We start from the raw sequence: 18,705 nt of genomic DNA, 5'->3' as shown, positions 1-18,705 counted from the left end.
ATATCTTAATGACATGAAAACTATTTTTACTCAATTTTTTAATAAAACTTTCAAAACTCTACTGGCTTTTGCTGTAGTTTTATTGATGTCTGTTCATGCACTTGCACAGGTTACGGCTACGGAGGATTTTGAGAATGAAACGACATTAAATAATACAACGCCTCATACCTTTACAGAGAGTGGAATTAGTTTTTTTTCTACTACACTTTTTCAGAATATATCCACTCCAAGATTTGGCTATAGTAATTCTACCTCTTACATAGTCATAGCCAATGAACTCGAAGGAGTAGGACTCTCGAAAAGTATTACTATTAACAATGCAAGTACCTCCTTCAAAATCAATTCATTTGCAGCTTTCATAAGTTCCAGTAAAGGTGGAAGTGTAGCTACTAATGGCAATGTAACCTTTGTGGGAACATTAGTAGGTGGAGGAACAGCCACGGCCACGGTGAATGTACCTTCTACTGGTACGGTTACAACTCCACTTACAAGAGAAACTAATAATGTGGTTAATGGATTGAGTTTTACAGGCACTGCTTTAGATGGAGTATATGTAACTTCATTGGCTATTCAGACATCGGCTTCGGTTCAGTTTGTTGAATTAGACCACATTAATTTCACAACCCAAGCGGTTGTAACTAATCAGTTTTCGATTAACGATGTAAGTCAAAATGAGGGAAACTCTGGTACAACCAATTTTACTTTTACTGTCACTCGAAGTAATAATACTGCGGCAAGTTCAGTGCAAGTACAGTCTTCAAACGGAACGGCTACATCTGGGAGCGATTATACAGCGTTTCCTTTGACAACATTAAATTTTACGGCAGGCGGAGCTTTGACTCAAACAGTAAACGTAGTGGTCAATGGTGACGCAACCGTTGAACCCGACGAAACATTTATAATGACGCTTTCTAATCCAACGGGTGGTGTTTTATTAGATGCAACAGGAACGGGAACAATCTTAGATGATGATGCCATTAATGAGCCATTTGATGATGAAACGCATCAAACTTCAACATTCTCACAAAGTGGAAATAACTTTCAAACAACTGGGAAATTAATTGTACGAAATGCAGGCAACTTCGGGCAAGGAGGAACATCGGGTTATGCCGCTTCTACTGAGCCTTATGCAGTTGGAAATCAAGGTTCTTTGCAGATAACCTCACCTGGAAAATCGTTCAATGTTATTAGTGTTGATTTATGGGCTGCCTCAGTTACGGGGACTTCTCCAAACTTCACATACACACCAACTAACTGTACAATTACTTTTACAGGTACAAAAGCTGATGGCTCAGGTACTGTAACACATACTGCAGCAATAACACCATCGGGTACAAATGTTCACTCTACTGTACTTTTTGCGGGTTCACCCTTTGCGGGAGTACAGCTTTCGGCAATTTCGTTTTCAACACCTACGGGCATTCAATACCTTCAAATTGATAATTTCAAATACGGAACCGCAACACTTACCAACACCCAGTTATCAATTGATGATGTGAGTGTGATTGAAGGTACTGGTGCTGGAAGTACTACGGCAACATTTACTGTAACTCGAACAAACAATACTACGGCATTCTCCGTAGATTTGGCTTCATCAAATGGTACAGCGACTGCTGGAACTGACTATACGGCTTACACTACCACGACTTTAAACTTTACGAGTGGTGGTGCTTTAACTCAAACAGTTAATGTTACAATTTTGAAAGATGCTTCGATTGAACCTGATGAAACTTTCTTCATGACACTTTCTAATGCTACCAATGGAACGGTATTTTTGAAACAGGTCGGTACAGGTATAATTCAGAATGACGATAGTGTGGTTGAAACGTTTGAGGATGAAACAAATCTTGCAACAACCTTTAGCCAAAGTGGGGTTAGTTTTTCTACATCTGGAGGATTTACGGTTCGTCAAGAATTGCCAAACGGTAGTGGGTCATCTGGTTTTTTCCTGAGGTCTTCTAATACAACGTCAGTGGGTAGTAAGGGGACATTTACGATTACAACAGCCAATAAAGCATTTAAACTAAACTTTATAGATGCTTGGGTTGGAACAAGCTTAACAACAGGTGCAACTGGCTCAATAACTTTTACAGGAACATTATTAGGTGGTGGTACAGCTACTGCCACTAAAACTGTTACTGGAAGCATCCCTTACGGCACTGGTTGGACACAAAATATCAGTTTTGCGGGTACAGCTCTCGAAAACGTATTATTAACGGCTGTTCAGGTAAGCACAACTGGGTCTTTGACAGTTTGTGACATTGATAATTTCAACTATACAGTTGTCAATACTTTACCAATTATTGAAGTAACTGATGCTTCAAACAATGCTATCACGAATGGTGGGGCAGCAGCAACTGCCAATAATACTGATTTTGGAGGAGCTTGTGTAACGGGTGGAATAGTTAGCAAAACCTATACTATCAAAAACTCTGGGCTTTCAAACCTAACGCTTTCGGGTAGTCCATTAGCGGTTTTGGGTGGAGCAGATGCAGGGCAGTTTTCGATTACTACGCAGCCAACTTCACCCATTGCGGCGGCAGGTTCAGTTACATTTACAGTGCAATTTGACCCAAGTTCAGCAGGTGTAAAAAATGCAACTATTACGCTTACAAATAATGATGCAACGAATAGTCCGTATATTATAAATATTAAGGGTACAGGTAATGCTAACCCCGTTGCGACAATTACTCCAACACCAAATCCTGTTTGTCAGAATTCAACGTTAAATTTATCAGCTCCAGCAGGTGCAACAACATACCTTTGGAGTGGTAATGGGATTGTTTTAGCAAATGCCAATACGACAACAGCTGTGCCAACTACCACTGGCCCACAAACTTATGGTTTAACAGCTACAAGTTCGACTGGTTGCACAGCTACGGCAACAGTGTCAGTTACTGTAAATGCACAACCAAGTGCAACAATCACTCCTACCCCAAATCCAGTTTGTCAAAATAGCACTTTAAATTTATCAGCCCCAGCTGGTGCAACAACATACCTTTGGAGCGGCAATGGGATTGTTTTAGCAAATGCTAATACAACAACAGCTGTGCCAACTGCTACTGGTTCGCAAATTTATGGTTTAACGGCAACGAGCTCAGCAGGTTGTACGGCAACGTCAACGGTGTCAGTTACCGTAAATATCCAGCCATCTGCACCAACCAGCCCAATAGCTACCCCTTCAACCATAGTAATTTCAGGAAACACTACCTCACTTACAGCAACAGGCTGTAATTCTCCGTCAACTATTAGTTGGTATGACCTATCTAATAGTACAGTAGCATTAGCCAATAATACCCCTGCAATTACAGCAACAAAAACATTTTTTGCAAGATGCACTGGAACCAACGGTTGTGTAAGCTCTCCAAGTACAAATGTTACGGTTACCTATAATCCATGTACACCTTTAAGCACTTCGCCAGGTAATGTAAATATCACTTGGACAGGCTTAGAAAGCACTGATTGGAATACAGCTTGTAACTGGAATCCTGCTTGGGTGCCAGATTTGACTAACAATAAAGTATTGATTCCAAATACTACAAATAAGCCCGTAATTTCAAGTAGTATTCCTGATGTAAAAACACTTGAAGTACAATCAGGTGCATTATTGACCATCAATAGTGGACAAACTCTAAATATTAGAGGCGATGGTGGCGTAAATAAAGGGCTTCAGATTGTTGGTGGTACTGTTACGAATAACGGTACAATCAATATAGAATCCAGCACCAATACTGCTGTTGCTGCTTACATTTATCTCCAATCAGGAAATGCAGTTTTAACTAATAATGGAACAATTAAAATTAATAGTACAGATGAAGCAATTGGTGTGGGTTTAGTATCAACCCCTGCAACAATTACTAATAGCTTGAATGGGGTAATTAATATTGTCAACGGTATTGGGGTAGAAATTGCGTTACCGACAGATGCGGTCAACTTTAATAATGCTGGTACAATTAATTATGATGGTTCGGTGCTGGCCTTTAAGTTTTTAGGAACTACTATTTTTACAAATACAGGTACAGTAAATATTAATTCAGGAACTGGTATTGAAAACCCTGCTGGGAATACAATCGCTAATAATGCTTGTGGCAAAATAATCATGACCACAGGTACTTATACTAACCCAGGAACAACCACTAATTCAGGTTTAATTCAAATGCCAAATACTTATAGCTTTACAAATACTGGTACATTCACAAACAATGGTGTATTAAAAGCTAATGCAGTTTCGGGTATTACAAATAACAAAGTAGTGATTACAAATGCTTGTCCAATATTTACATTGGGTGGCAGTAATAATTATACTGTAAACGGAATTTTTACTGATGCAGGAGCAACAACTTCGGCGGGAACTTATGTTTCTGTTGGTAATAAGTTTACGGCAAACAATACAATTCCAGCAGGCTCACAAACACTTTATACCAAAGTAACCGATGGGACATGTACGTTTACAGTTCCGTTTGATTTCAATAATATAAAGCCTACAAGCGTATCGATTAGCACAACAAATACTTGTGTAGGTACAAGCATAACGCTTTCGGCTACTTGTACTTCTGGGACTGTAACTTGGTATGGCTCGGCTGCTGGAACAACCCAACTCGGTACAGGTGGCACATTTAGCTATGTACCTTCGGCAGGTACTGGGCAATCTTTCTATGCAGCTTGTGAAAGCACAAACTGTAATAGTGGCAGAACTATTACCTCTAATTCAGTGAATGTTTATACAATTCCTGCTGCACCAACTGTTACACTTACAAGCCCTGCAACTGTTTGTCAACCAGCGACTCTAAATCTAACTGCAAGTGGGTGTGCAGGTACTATTACTTGGTCAGATAATTCAACTGGAACGAGTATAACAATATCAGTTCCTGGAACTTACAATGTTTCGGCTACATGTACTACTAATGGTTGTACTTCTGTATCGAGTACAGGAAATAATGGCTTATTAATTAAAGCTAAACCAGATGCTCCAACTATCACCCCACCAACAAGCCTTTCGGTTTGTTCACCTTCTTCACTTACACTTACAGCAACTGGGTGTGCGGGTACGGTTACTTGGTCACAAGGGGGTAGTACGGGAACGAGTCTTACACTTTCAGCAGTTGGTACTTATGCGGTTTCGGCTACTTGCACTGTCAATGGTTGTACCTCTGATGCTTCGGCTACGATTAACGGTCTCGAAATTAAAGCCAAACCAAACGCTCCAACTATTACACCACCGACTACTTTAGTCGTTTGTTCGCCTTCAACACTTACTCTCACCGCAAGCGGTTGTGCGGGTACGGTTACTTGGTCGCAAGGGGGTAGCACGGGGGCGAATCTTACACTCTCTGCTGCTGGCACTTATAGTATATCAGCTACTTGTACTGTCAATGGCTGTACTTCTGATGTAAGCACACCTGTTACTGGACTTGAAATTAAAGCTATTCTCGCTAACCCTACAGGAGTTTCAGTCAATAACACAAATATTTGTAGTGGTTCAAGTATAACCTTATCTGCTTCTTGTACAAGTCTTAACACACCTAATATATTTTCGCAAAATCCTTCTAAACTAACTGGTTCAGAATACTCTAAATCAATTAATGCAAGCAATGCCGCTATAAATACTGTATTATGGTACACACAGGCTACAGGAGGAACATCAATAGGTAGTGGTTCTACTTTCAATTACACTCCGTCTAACACTGCTACTTATTATGCAGCTTGTTCTGACGGTACTTGTGAAAGTGCAAGAGTTGCTACTGGAGAAGTAACAGTAACTACCCAACCAATCATTCCAACAAATGTTTCAGTTGATAAAAATACAATATGTTCTGGAGAAAGTGTATCGCTAACAGGAAATTGTTCAATTGGAACGATAACATGGTATAACCAAAGCACAGGTGGAACATCTTTAGGCACTGGAAGCAGTTTTTCTCAGTCACCAACAAGTAATACTACCTACTATGCTGCATGTGTAAACGATATTTGTTTTAGTAGTAGAGTTGCAACCAATCAGGTTACAGTAATTACCTCGCCTTCTCTCCCAACGGGTACTAATAACCCTACTATTTGTAACAATACAACTGCAACATTAACAGCCAATTGCTCAACAGGAAATGTAGTTTGGTATGACTCTATGACTGGCGGAAACATTGTAAGTACCACAAGTCCTTTTGTTACGCCCAATCTTACTGCTCCTACTAAATATTACCCATTATGTCAAAATGATTTAACCAATGGTTCAACTTTGGTAAATCAAACTTTTTTATATACAGGAGCGGTACAAACTTTTACTGTTCCAGCCGGAGTAACTTCAATAAATATTACAGCCAAAGGTGCGAAAGGTGCTGATGCAAGTATTGGTGGCACTGGTGGATTAGGTGGTACTGCTACTGGAACGTTGTCCGTGACACCTGGCCAAGTTTTAAATATTTATGTTGGTGGAAAAAATGGTTTTAATGGCGGTGGAACTGGAGGTTTCAACGGAAATACAACATTTGGAGGAAATAGTATTGGTAACGCTCCTAATGGAGGTGGGGCTTCTGATGTAAGAGTTGGAGGCACTGCTCTGAACAATAGGGTAATTGTAGCTGGTGGTGGCGGTGGTGGTGGCCAAAATGGCACATGGCCAGGCTGCCAAGTTGCTGGCCCTGCGGGCAATGGTGGGAACGGTGGTGGACTTACCGCACTTAATGGAACTGCCGGCACAGGTACACCTTGTAACTGTGGAGGTGGTGGAGGAAACTTTGGAGCAGCAGGAACACAACTTGCTGGAGGTAATGCTGGAAACTATACAGGTAATACTGCTTGTTTAAGAAATACATGGACAATTGGAGCAAATGGTAATCTTGGTCTTGGAGGGAATGGTTCTACAACATTTTACAATGGTACTGGCGGCGGCGGCGGTGGTGGCGGTGGCTACTATGGTGGTGGTTCTGGAGGTAGTGGCTCTGATACAACACCTGGTGGCGGCGGCGGCGGTGGTTCTTCATATATAGGAGGGGTCACTAATGGAAACGTAACAGTTGGAGATAATGCTGACGATGGTCAAATTGTTTTCTCCTACAACCAAACACAAATATTTACTTGTTCGTCAAATCGAGTTGAAGTAAGTGTCTCTATAAACCCTGTAACAACACCAACAGTCAATGCACCAACCCAATTAGTTGTTTGTGCACCAAATACTTTAACCTTGACAGCCACATGTATATCTGGTAACGTCCTTTGGTCGGATAATTCAACAGGTACAAGTCTAACAATTTCTGCTGTTGGTACTTATTCTATCTCAGCTGTCTGTGTGTTCAATGGTTGTACAAGTGCAGCTAGTAATATTGTAACTGGTCTCGAAATAAAGTCAAAACCTAACGCTCCAACTATCACCCCACCAACAAGCCTTTCGGTTTGTTCGCCTTCTTCACTTACACTTACAGCAAGTGGCTGTGCAGGTACGGTTACTTGGTCACAAGGGGGTAGTACGGGAACGAGTCTTACACTTTCAGCAGTTGGTACTTATGCGGTTTCGGCTACTTGTACTGTCAATGGATGTACTTCTGATGCTTCGGCTACGGTTAACGGACTCGAAATTAAAGCCAAACCAAACGCTCCAACCATTACACCACCGACTACTTTAGTCGTTTGTTCGCCTTCAACACTTACACTTACTGCAAGTGGGTGTGCAGGTATGGTTACTTGGTCGCAAGGGGGTAGTACGGGAACGAGTCTTACACTTTCAGCAGTTGGTACTTACAGCATATCGGCTACTTGTACTGTCAATGGTTGTACTTCTGACCCAAGTACTTCTGTTAATGGTCTCGAAATTAAAGCTAAACCTAACGCTCCAACTGTCACCCCACCAACAAGCCTTTCGGTTTGTTCACCTTCTTCTCTTACTCTCTCAGCAAGTGGGTGTGCGGGTACGGTTACTTGGTCACAGGGTGGTAGTACGGGTACAAGTCTTACACTTTCAGCAGTTGGTACTTACAGTATTTCGGCCACTTGTACTGCAAATGGATGTACTTCTGATGCTTCTACTACGGTTAACGGTCTCGAAATTAAAGCCAAACCTAACGCTCCAGCCATTACACCACCGACTACTTTAGTCGTTTGTTCGCCTTCAACACTTACTCTTACTGCAAGTGGGTGTGCGGGTACGGTTACTTGGTCGCAAGGGGGTAGTACGGGAACGAGTCTTACACTTTCAGCCACAGGTACATATGCTATTTCTGCTACTTGTACTGTCAATGGTTGTACGTCTGATGCTTCTACTTCTGTTAATGGTCTCGAAATTAAAGCTAAACCTAACGCTCCAACTGTCACCCCACCAACAAGCCTTTCGGTTTGTTCACCTTCTTCTCTTACTCTCTCAGCAAGTGGGTGTGCGGGTACGGTTACTTGGTCACAGGGTGGTAGTACGGGAACGAGTCTTACACTTTCAGCAGTTGGTACTTATGCGGTTTCGGCTACTTGCACTGTCAATGGATGTACTTCTGATGCTTCGGCTACGGTTAACGGTCTCGAAATTAAAGCTAAGCCTAACGCTCTAACCATTACACCACCGACTACCTTAGTCGTTTGTTCGCCTTCAACACTTACTCTTACTGCAAGCGGGTGTGCAGGTATGGTTACTTGGTCGCCAAGTGCTGCCACCGGTACGAGTTTAACACTTTCGGCAGTTGGAACTTATAGCATCTCAGCTACTTGTACTGTCAATGGCTGTACTTCTGATGCCAGTACAACAGTTACTGGTCTGGAAATTAAGGCAACACCAATTATCACAGCAACCAATACGGGGCCTTATACCGTTGGACAAACAATTAACTTAAATGGTACTGGAGGAGGCTCTTATAGCTGGAATGGTCCGAATAACTTCTCAAGTACTTTAAGTAATCCTACTATATCAAATACTCTTTCAGTAAATGGTGGCGTTTATACACTTTCTGTAGTTGGAACAAATGGTTGTAGTGCTATCGCTACTACGAATGTGGTAATCAATGGCGTTGACCCTTGCGACCCTTCTCGAATTGTCGATTACTTATATGTTAAGGCTGGTAATCCATACCAACCGCTGTTCCCTCTGACTAACGGTATGATTATCAACCAAATGACTGACCAAGTGTCTATTTTGGTAAACCCAGTATGCCCTTCTGTAACTATCGAGAGTTTTGAAATGAATTTGCAAGGACCAGAAATGAATTGGAATATTCTCCAAAATGTATCTCCGTATGCTCTTTTTGATAATTTCGGTCTGGATGTTTGGGGTAGAAATTTCAAACCTGGTAATTATACATTGACAGTTACAGGATACGCTCAAGATAATAAAGGTGGAGGAGTTACTTATGGACCTAAAATCATAACGTTTACTGTTGTGGGTAACTTGGCAACCATCAATGCTCCTACTCTTTCTAAAACGGCTATCTGTGCAGGAAATTCAGTAGATGTTACTTTCTCAACAACTGGTACTTTCAATGGTTCTAACCAATTTAGTGTCGAACTCTCCGACTCTTCAGGTAGTTTTGCTGCTCCGATTTTGATTGGTACTACCAATACTACGGGTACACTTACTTGTACGATTCCTCAGAATACACTCGAAGGCACTAAGTATCTCATAAGAGTTACATCGTCGAATCAAGTAGTAGTCAGTAATCCAGCTATCAGTCAAGTAACGGTTCATCCACTTGCCTATAATTTGGTGAGTCCAAACAATAATCTAACTGGAACTAACACTAAAAAAGCGGTTAACACAATAAATGCCAGTAACAAAGTCTCATCTCCAGCAAATATAACTTATCAAGCTGGTAAGAGTATTGTTCTCAGTCCAGGTTTTGAATCAGGGGCTGTTTTCAAAGCTGAAATACAGGGCTGTAGTAATTAACACTCTATTTCTATTTATCAAAACCCCTTCATTCCATGTGATTTGAAGGGGTTTTGATTTTTATACACCTTCCAATACTCTAATTTTATATTACCACTCAATAAGATTAATTAGGACAACATACTTATTCGCCTTACATTAGTTTTTTATACAAAAAAAACAAGACAATAATAAGCACATCATTATTCTCTCGAATTACACAGCTGATTCAATATTTTAATAAAAAACAACAAAATTTTATGAAAAAAGCCTTTACCCTATCTTATATACATATGAAGTATATAAATTCCAAACATCTTCTTATATTAAGAAAAAATAGAAGTTTATATTCAAGTTTTAGAAAATTAATAATGTTATCCAACATCTTGTTAGCATTATTAATATCTACAACAATCATAAAGGGTCAAGCTCCAACCGTAACAACGGATATTGGCATACCATCAGGGGGAAATCCTAATGCCAGAGGAATTGCTTTTGGGAATGGATTTTATATTTCAATTTTATCTGTCGGCAAAATCTATAAGGCGACAGATGGTGAAGCTTGGGTTAAAGTACAAGGTAATCCAACTGGAACATTCAACGGCGTTGCTTTTGGAGCAGGTATTTTTGTTATAGCAGGGACAAACGGTCAAATACTTTCATCAACCGATGGACTTACTTGGACAAGTAGAAACTCTGGTACGACCGAATATTTCAATGATATACGCTATATTCAGTCAGCCTTTTATGCAGTTGGAAATAATGCTACTGTCAAAAAATCAACTGATGGTATTACCTGGACAACAGTTACCCTGGGTGTTGGTAATGCAGGAGACCAATTAAGAAACATAACGTATGGAAACGGAACATTTGCGATTGGCCTCACTAACGTTGCGAATCACGCCTATGTTTACCGTTCAACAACTGGAGCATCAAATTCGTGGTCTTACCAGTTGGTTCAAAATAGTATATTTATGAATAAAGTGCAGTATTTAAAAGATAAGTTTTATGTATTCACTTCTTCCACAACTATATTTTCATCAACAGATGCTATTACTTGGACAAATGCTTCAAGTTCGATTGTAGTAACATTACCTAATGCTACCACCACTACAATTACAAGTCCAAATCAGGCTTTTGAAGGTATTTACGACGGCACAAAATTTTACTTTTTTGGAAATAGCAGCTATCATGGAAGTAATGGAATTTATTCATCAACAGATGGAATAAATTTTACTCTTGAACCAAAAACCGCATATTTAACTGGTTTAGCTGGCTCTGCTTATCTAAACAGCAAATACTTTCAATTCGGTAATGAGGGTATCATTTCTTCCACAAACGGTACCACTTATAAATTCCCCAATGGTAGTTACAGTGCATTGGCATACAGTGGAACCAGCTATGTAGGCGTAGGTACAAATGGACGTGGTCAAATTTTTTCTTCACCCGATTTTACGACATGGACAGACCGAACACCTCCTAATCCAAAAGAGCTTTATGGTGTAACTCATAATGGAACAAAGTTTTTGGCAGTTGGCAGAAATACCGTATTGGAATCAACTAATGATGGCGTAGCGTGGTCTGAAATAGCGACACCTGCCTATAATTTTAATACGGTTACTTTTGGCAACTCTAAATTTGTAGCCACTGGCCAAAATACAAATACCAGTATTGGAGCGATTGCTTATTCGACAAACGGTGGTGTTTCATGGACTTCGGCTAATACTGCTGATAATTATTATTTTAAAGTAAAATATGTAAACGGAAATTTCTTTGCTTTAGGTACTTCTAATGTTCCTCCTTACGGTGCAAAAATCATGCAATCGGCCGATGGGATTACTTGGACAAATATAACACCTACCCTTTCGTTCTCTACTTATTCATTCAATGATGTAGTTTGGGATGGCACTAAATACCATTTTATGGGAATGGAAATGGATGCAACTTTCAATATTTATGTTGGCTTTTTCTCTGTTTCAACATCTACTATAACTAATCCAAATTCATTTATTAATAAAGGCACAATTGCATCACCCCCAGCCAATACTGTTTTAGGTGGGGCGTATGGGGAAGGTGCTTTTGAATATAGTAACGGGCATTTTGTTGGAATTGTAAATGACCTTAATGGTGTACTTACACCTCTTTCATATGTAATTTATAGTAATGATGGAATAAGTTGGACCCCAATAGCTATTGATGGCTTTACGAATATTGGTGGTGCAACCGTTTCAGGTAGTACTTTTAGATTTTTGGGAACAGGTGATGGGAAAATAACAGTTTCGTATTGTACCCCACCTACGGCTTATAATGTTACAGGAGGTGGTGCATATTGTTCTGGAAGTTCGGGTGTTGTTTTAGGTTTATCAAATTCTGAAAGTGGTGTAACTTATCAACTAAAAAATGGTACTTCAAATTCAGGAAGTCCAGTTCCCGGAACTGGTGCTGCTATTAGTTTTGGCAACCAAACTGCTACTGGTACTTACACAGTTGTTGCCACAAGAACTACTGGCGGTTGTACAACCAATATGACGGGTAGCCAAACAGTGGTGATAAACTCTCCACCCAGTGCAACGATAACACCAACACCAAACCCAGTATGCCAAAATGCCACACTCAATTTGTCTGCCCCCGCAGGAGGAACCACTTATGTATGGAGCGGTAATGGCGTTGTTTTAGCTAATTCAAATACCACAACAGCCGTTCCAGCTTCAATAGGCACTCAAACATACGGTGTTACTGTTACGAATGCGAATAATTGTTCAGCAACAGGAACTGTGTCTGTAACTGTCAACTCTACTTCAGCCCCAACAAGTCCGATAGCAACACCATCAACACTTACAACCACAGGAACCACTACTTTAACTGCTTCAGGTTGTAACTCACCATTCACAATTACTTGGTATGATGCGGCGAACAGTACTGTAGCACTACCAAATAATACACCTACGATTTCGGCAAACAAAACTTTCTTTGCAAAATGTACTGGAACCAACAATTGTGCAAGCTCGCCGAGTCCGAATGTTAGTGTTACATATAATCCATGTACTCCTTTAATTTCTTCTCCCGGAAATGTTGATATCACGTGGACAGGCTTGATAAATACAGATTGGAATAACGCTTGCAACTGGAATCCTGCTTGGGTGCCAGATATGACGAATGGTAGAGTGATTATACCTGCTGTTGCAAAAGACCCAGTAATCAATTCGGGTATAGCTTCTGTAAAAAATATTTTTATAAATGGTACGGGAGCTAACCTTACGATAAATTCAGGAGCCACACTTACAGTAGTATCTGATGCACTTAATGTATTATTAGTCGAGGCTGGTGGAGTTTTGACAAATAATGGGACTATAAATATAACTAATTCTGATGCCACTGCTGCAAACAAAAATGCGTTTCAAATTAATAATAGTACCGTCGATAACTATGGTACATTAAACATTACTTCCCTTCAAAATAATAGTTTAGAAATAACTGGTACTTTCAATAATAAAACAAATTCAAGTTTAATTATTAATGCAAGCAGAGGTATCATAATTAATGATTTGAGTAGTATAGTTAATGAATCTGGTGCGAATATGAATTTGACATCAACTAATAGTACTATTTTATTATCCAATGGTGGACTGACTAACACAGGTATTATAACATCAAATGGTAATATTGAGAAATATAACTCTTCATCGTTGTTAAATAATGCTTGTGGTATTCTACTCGTTACGGGGCAATATTTTAATACTGGAACAACCACAAATCAAGGATATATTCAAATAAATGGCACGTTACATAATACCACGTTAAGTACATTTAGCAATAGTGGTGTTTTGAAATACGATTTGCTCAATGTTAGCTCAATAATTACCAATAATAAAATGGTAGTTACGAATACTTGCCCAATCTTCGCTTTGGGTGGAAGTAATAATTACACAGTTAGTGGTATTTTTACTGATGCCGCTGCAACAACTTCTGCGGGCACATATACTTCAACAGGTAATAAGTTTACAGCAAATAATACAATTCCAACAGGTTCTCAAACACTTTACGCAAAAGTAACAGATGGTATATGTACATTTACAGTTCCATTTGATTTCAATAATATAAAGCCTACAAGCGTATCGATTAGCACAACAAATACTTGTGTAGGTACAAGCATAACGCTTTCGGCTACTTGTACTTCCGGGACTGTAACTTGGTATGGCTCGCCAGCTGGTACAACTCAACTCGGAACAGGCGGAACTTTTAGCTACATTCCTTCTGCTGGTACTGGCCAATCATTTTATGCAGCTTGTGAAACCACTAATTGTAACAGTGGAAGAACAATTACTTCCAATTCAATAAATGTTTATACTGTACCATCGGCTCCGACAGTTACTTTAACGAGTCCATCAGTGGTTTGCTCTCCTGCAACTCTTAATCTTACTGCCAGTGGCTGTACAGGTACTGTTACATGGTCTGATAATTCAACTGGAACGAGTCTGACATTATCTGCACCTGGAACATATAATGTTTCGGCTACATGTTCGGCAAATGGTTGTACTTCTGTGGCGAGTACAGGAAACAATGGATTGGTAATCAATGCCTCACCATTAGCTCCAACAGGTGTTTCAGTGAGCAGTACAACGATTTGTTTAGGTAATAGCGTTTCACTTTCAGCAGCATGCTCAAGCGGAGTTATAACTTGGTATGGACAATTATCTGGAGGTACAGCTATTGGCACAGGAAGTCTATTATCCGTCTCTCCGGTTTCATCCAGAAAATATTTTGTTGGTTGTAATAATGGTGTGTGTGAGTCACAAAGAATTGCTACAGATTTTATAAATGTTAAATTATATAATGTAGAAGCAGTTGGAGTATCTCCATTCCAAGATTCATTATGGACAGTCAGAACATCAGACTGGTCAATTAATCGAAGAATTAAACCGATATTAACAGGAAAAACAATAACAGGAATCAATGCCATTTCACAAAACCCTGCCGATGGTAAATATTATGCAATTCTGAAAGTCTCTGCAGTATCAGGACGAGTTTTAGCATCAATTATTCCAACCACTGGTGTTTGTACAGAAATTGGCAATTTAGGTGACAATTTTTCAAGTCTAACTTTCTCGACCGAAGGAGTTTGCTATGCTGTTACAGGTGATGGTGCAACGGTACCAGAAACATTATATAAAATTGATATAACTAATGCACAGAAAACATTGTTACGTGCATTAGGTAATGGTGCTGATGGAGAAGTAATTGCCTATAATTACGACGATGGGTTTATTTATCACTGGTCAGGAAACGGAACAGTAATTTATGAAAAAATTGACCCTGTAAATCTTACAATTACATCGATTCCAATTATTGGCACAACAAATGGAGAAACATTTGGAGCTGTATATGAAGGAAATGGAGTGTTTCTAACTTCAAATATTGGAAGTTCATTTAATAAATTTAAAATAAACGGAGAGGTTACACCTGCTTTTGGAAGTAATCCAGATGATTTAAGAGGATTAGCATATATTGGTACGGGTATTTCAGCACCAACAATTACTCCACCTCCTACAATGGTAGTTTGTGAACCTTCGACTTTGACATTGACAGCTAATGGTTGTGGCGGTGTAGTCACGTGGTCAACTGGTGCTACTGGAAGTACTCTAACTTTATCAGCAGCTGGAACCTACAGTATTACAGCCACTTGTACTGAACTAACTTGCACAAGCGACCCAAGCACTGCAATAACTGGCCTTGAAATCAAGGCTAAACCTGCTGCACCTACTATTACGCCTCCTCCGAGTCTTTCGGTTTGCTTTCCTTCTACTCTTACACTTACTGTAAGTGATTGTGCAGGTACCGTTACTTGGTCACAAGGTGGAGCTACTGGTACAAGCTTAACACTTTCAGCGGTTGGCACTTATAGTGTATCAGCAACTTGCACAGTTAAAGAATGTACTTCTGATGCTTCTACTTTAGTCAATGGTCTCGAAATTAAAGCTAAACCGGGTGTTTCAACAATTACCCCTCCTAATCCCCAAGTAGTTTGTTTCCCTTCAACACTTACTCTTACTGCAAGTGAATGTGCGGGTACTATTACTTGGTCGCCAAGTGCTGCCACCGGTACAAGTCTTACACTTTCAGCCACAGGTACATATGCTATCTCTGCTACTTGTACTGTCAATGGATGTACGTCTGACCCAAGTACTTCTGTTAATGGTCTCGAAATTAAAGCTAAACCTAACGCTCCAACTATTACTCCACCTGTTAGTATTTCTGTTTGTTCGCCTTCTTCACTTACTCTCTCAGCAAGTGGGTGTGCGGGTACGGTTACTTGGTCACAAGGTGGTAGTACGGGAACAAGTCTTACACTTTCAGCAGTTGGTACTTATAGTATTTCGGCTACTTGTACTGCAAATGGATGTACTTCTGATGCTTCGGCTACGGTTAACGGTCTCGAAATTAAAGCTAAACCTAACTCTCCAACCATTACACCACCGACTACTTTAGTCGTTTGTTCGCCTTCAACACTTACTCTTACTGCAAGTGAATGTGCGGGTACTATTACTTGGTCGCCAAGTGCTGCCACCGGTACAAGTCTTACACTTTCAGCCACAGGTACATATGCTATCTCAGCTACTTGTACTGTCAATGGATGTACGTCTGACCCAAGTACTTCTGTTAATGGTCTCGAAATTAAAGCTAAACCTAACGCTCCAACTATCACCCCACCTGTTAGTATTTCTGTTTGTTCGCCTTCTTCACTTACTCTCTCAGCAAGTGGGTGTGCGGGTACGGTTACTTGGTCACAAGGTGGCAGTACGGGTACAAGTCTTACACTTTCGGCAGTTGGTACTTATAGTATTTCGGCCACTTGCACTGTCAATGGATGTACGTCTGATGCTTCAGCTACGGTTAACGGTCTTGAAATTAAAGCCAAACCTAACGCTCCAACCATTACACCTCCGACTACTTTAGTCGTTTGTTCGCCTTCAACACTTACTCTTACTGCAAGCGGGTGTGCAGGTACGGTTACTTGGTCGCAAGGGGCTGCCACGGGTACAAGTCTTACACTTTCAGCCACAGGTACATATGCTATCTCAGCTACTTGTACTGTCAATGGATGTACGTCTGACCCAAGTACTTCTGTTAATGGTCTCGAAATTAAAGCTAAACCTAACGCTCCAACTATCACCCCACCTGTTAGTATTTCTGTTTGTTCGCCTTCTTCACTTACTCTCTCAGCAAGTGGGTGTGCGGGTACGGTTACTTGGTCACAAGGTGGTAGTACGGGTACAAGTCTTACACTTTCAGCAGTTGGTACTTATAGTATTTCGGCCACTTGTACTGCAAATGGATGTACTTCTGATGCTTCGGCTACGGTTAACGGTCTTGAAATTAAAGCCAAACCAAACGCTCCAAGCATTACACCACCGGCTACTTTAGTCGTTTGTTCGCCTTCAACACTTACTCTTACTGCAAGCGGGTGTGCAGGTACGGTTACTTGGTCGCAAGGAGCTGCCACGGGTACAAGTCTTACACTTTCAGCCACAGGTACATATGCTATCTCAGCTACTTGTACTGTCAATGGATGTACGTCTAACCCAAGTACTTCTGTTAATGGTCTCGAAATTAAAGCTAAACCTAACGCTCCAACGATTACTCCACCTGTTAGTATTTCTGTTTGTTCGCCTTCTTCACTTACTCTCTCAGCAAGTGGGTGTGCGGGTACGGTTACTTGGTCACAGGGTGGCAGTACGGGTACAAGTCTTACACTTTCAGCAGTTGGTACTTATAGTATTTCGGCTACTTGCACTGTCAATGGATGTACTTCTGATGCTTCGGCTACGGTTAACGGTCTTGAAATTAAAGCCAAACCAAACGCTCCAAGCATTACACCACCGACTACTTTAGTCGTTTGTTCGCCTTCTTCACTTACTCTTACTGCAAGCGGGTGTGCGGGTACGGTTACTTGGTCGCCAAGTGCTGCCACCGGTACGAGTTTAACACTTTCGGCAGTTGGAACTTATAGCATCTCAGCTACTTGTACTGTTAATGGATGTACTTCTGACCCAAGTACTTCTGTTAATGGTCTCGAAATTAAAGCTACGCCAATAATTACGGCAACAAATACAGGCCCTTACACAGTCGGACAAACGATTAGTTTGATAGGAACGGGAGCCGTAAGCTATAATTGGACTGGCCCAAATAATTTCAGCAGTACTCTTAGCACGCCAACAGTTCCTAATGCTCTTCCTGTAAATGGAGGTGTATATACATTATCTGTTATAGGGCTAAATGGTTGCAGTTCCATAGCAACAACAAATGTTATTGTAAGCGGTATCGACCCTTGCGACCCTTCTCGTATTGTTGATTACTTGTATGTGAAAGCTGGTAATCCTTACCAACCCCTGTTCCCGCTAACAAATGGCATGGTTATCAACCAAATCCCTGACCAAGTTTCTATTTTGGTAAACCCTGTTTGTTCATCAGTTACTATCGAAAGTTTCGAAATGAATATTCAAGGTCCAGAACTCAATTGGAATATCCTCCAAAATGTATCTCCCTATGCTCTCTTTGATAATTTCGGTCTGGATGTTTGGGGTAGAAATTTCAAACCTGGTAATTATACATTGACAGTTACAGGATACGCTCAAGATAATAAAGGTGGAGGTGTTACTTATGGACCTAAAATCATAACGTTTACCGTTGTCGGCAACTTGGCAACCATCAATGCTCCTACTCTTTCTAAAACGGATATCTGTGCAGGAAATTCAGTAGATGTTACTTTCTCAACAACTGGTACTTTCAATGGTTCTAATCAATTTGGTGTCGAACTCTCCGACTCTTCAGGTAGTTTTGCTGCTCCGATTTTGATTGGTACTACCAATACTACG

The 18,705-nt window shown here is 40.5% G+C and carries 2 protein-coding genes; both read left to right on the top strand.

The genetic code is table 11. The features are described 5' to 3' along the window. Positions 1-13 precede the first annotated feature (13 nt). Positions 14-9,853 (top strand): beta strand repeat-containing protein, encoded by a 9,840-nt coding sequence (locus IEX65_RS27685; RefSeq protein WP_188771618.1) that lies wholly within the window; start codon positions 14-16, stop codon positions 9,851-9,853. Positions 9,854-10,218: 365 nt separating this feature from the next. Next, positions 10,219-18,705: Ig-like domain-containing protein (locus IEX65_RS27680; protein WP_188771616.1), on the top strand; the 8,487-nt coding region annotated here is incomplete at its 3' end.

Origin of the sequence: Emticicia aquatilis (assembly GCF_014644295.1) — a bacterium.
Lineage (GTDB): Bacteria > Bacteroidota > Bacteroidia > Cytophagales > Spirosomataceae > Emticicia > Emticicia aquatilis.
This window is presented reverse-complemented; position numbering and strand designations above follow the sequence as displayed.

Bases quoted from the DNA above. Each gene is read 5' to 3' on its own strand.
- IEX65_RS27685 (WP_188771618.1), top strand. From the start codon at position 14: ATGAAAACTATTTTTACTCAATTTTTTAATAAAACTTTCAAAACTCTA.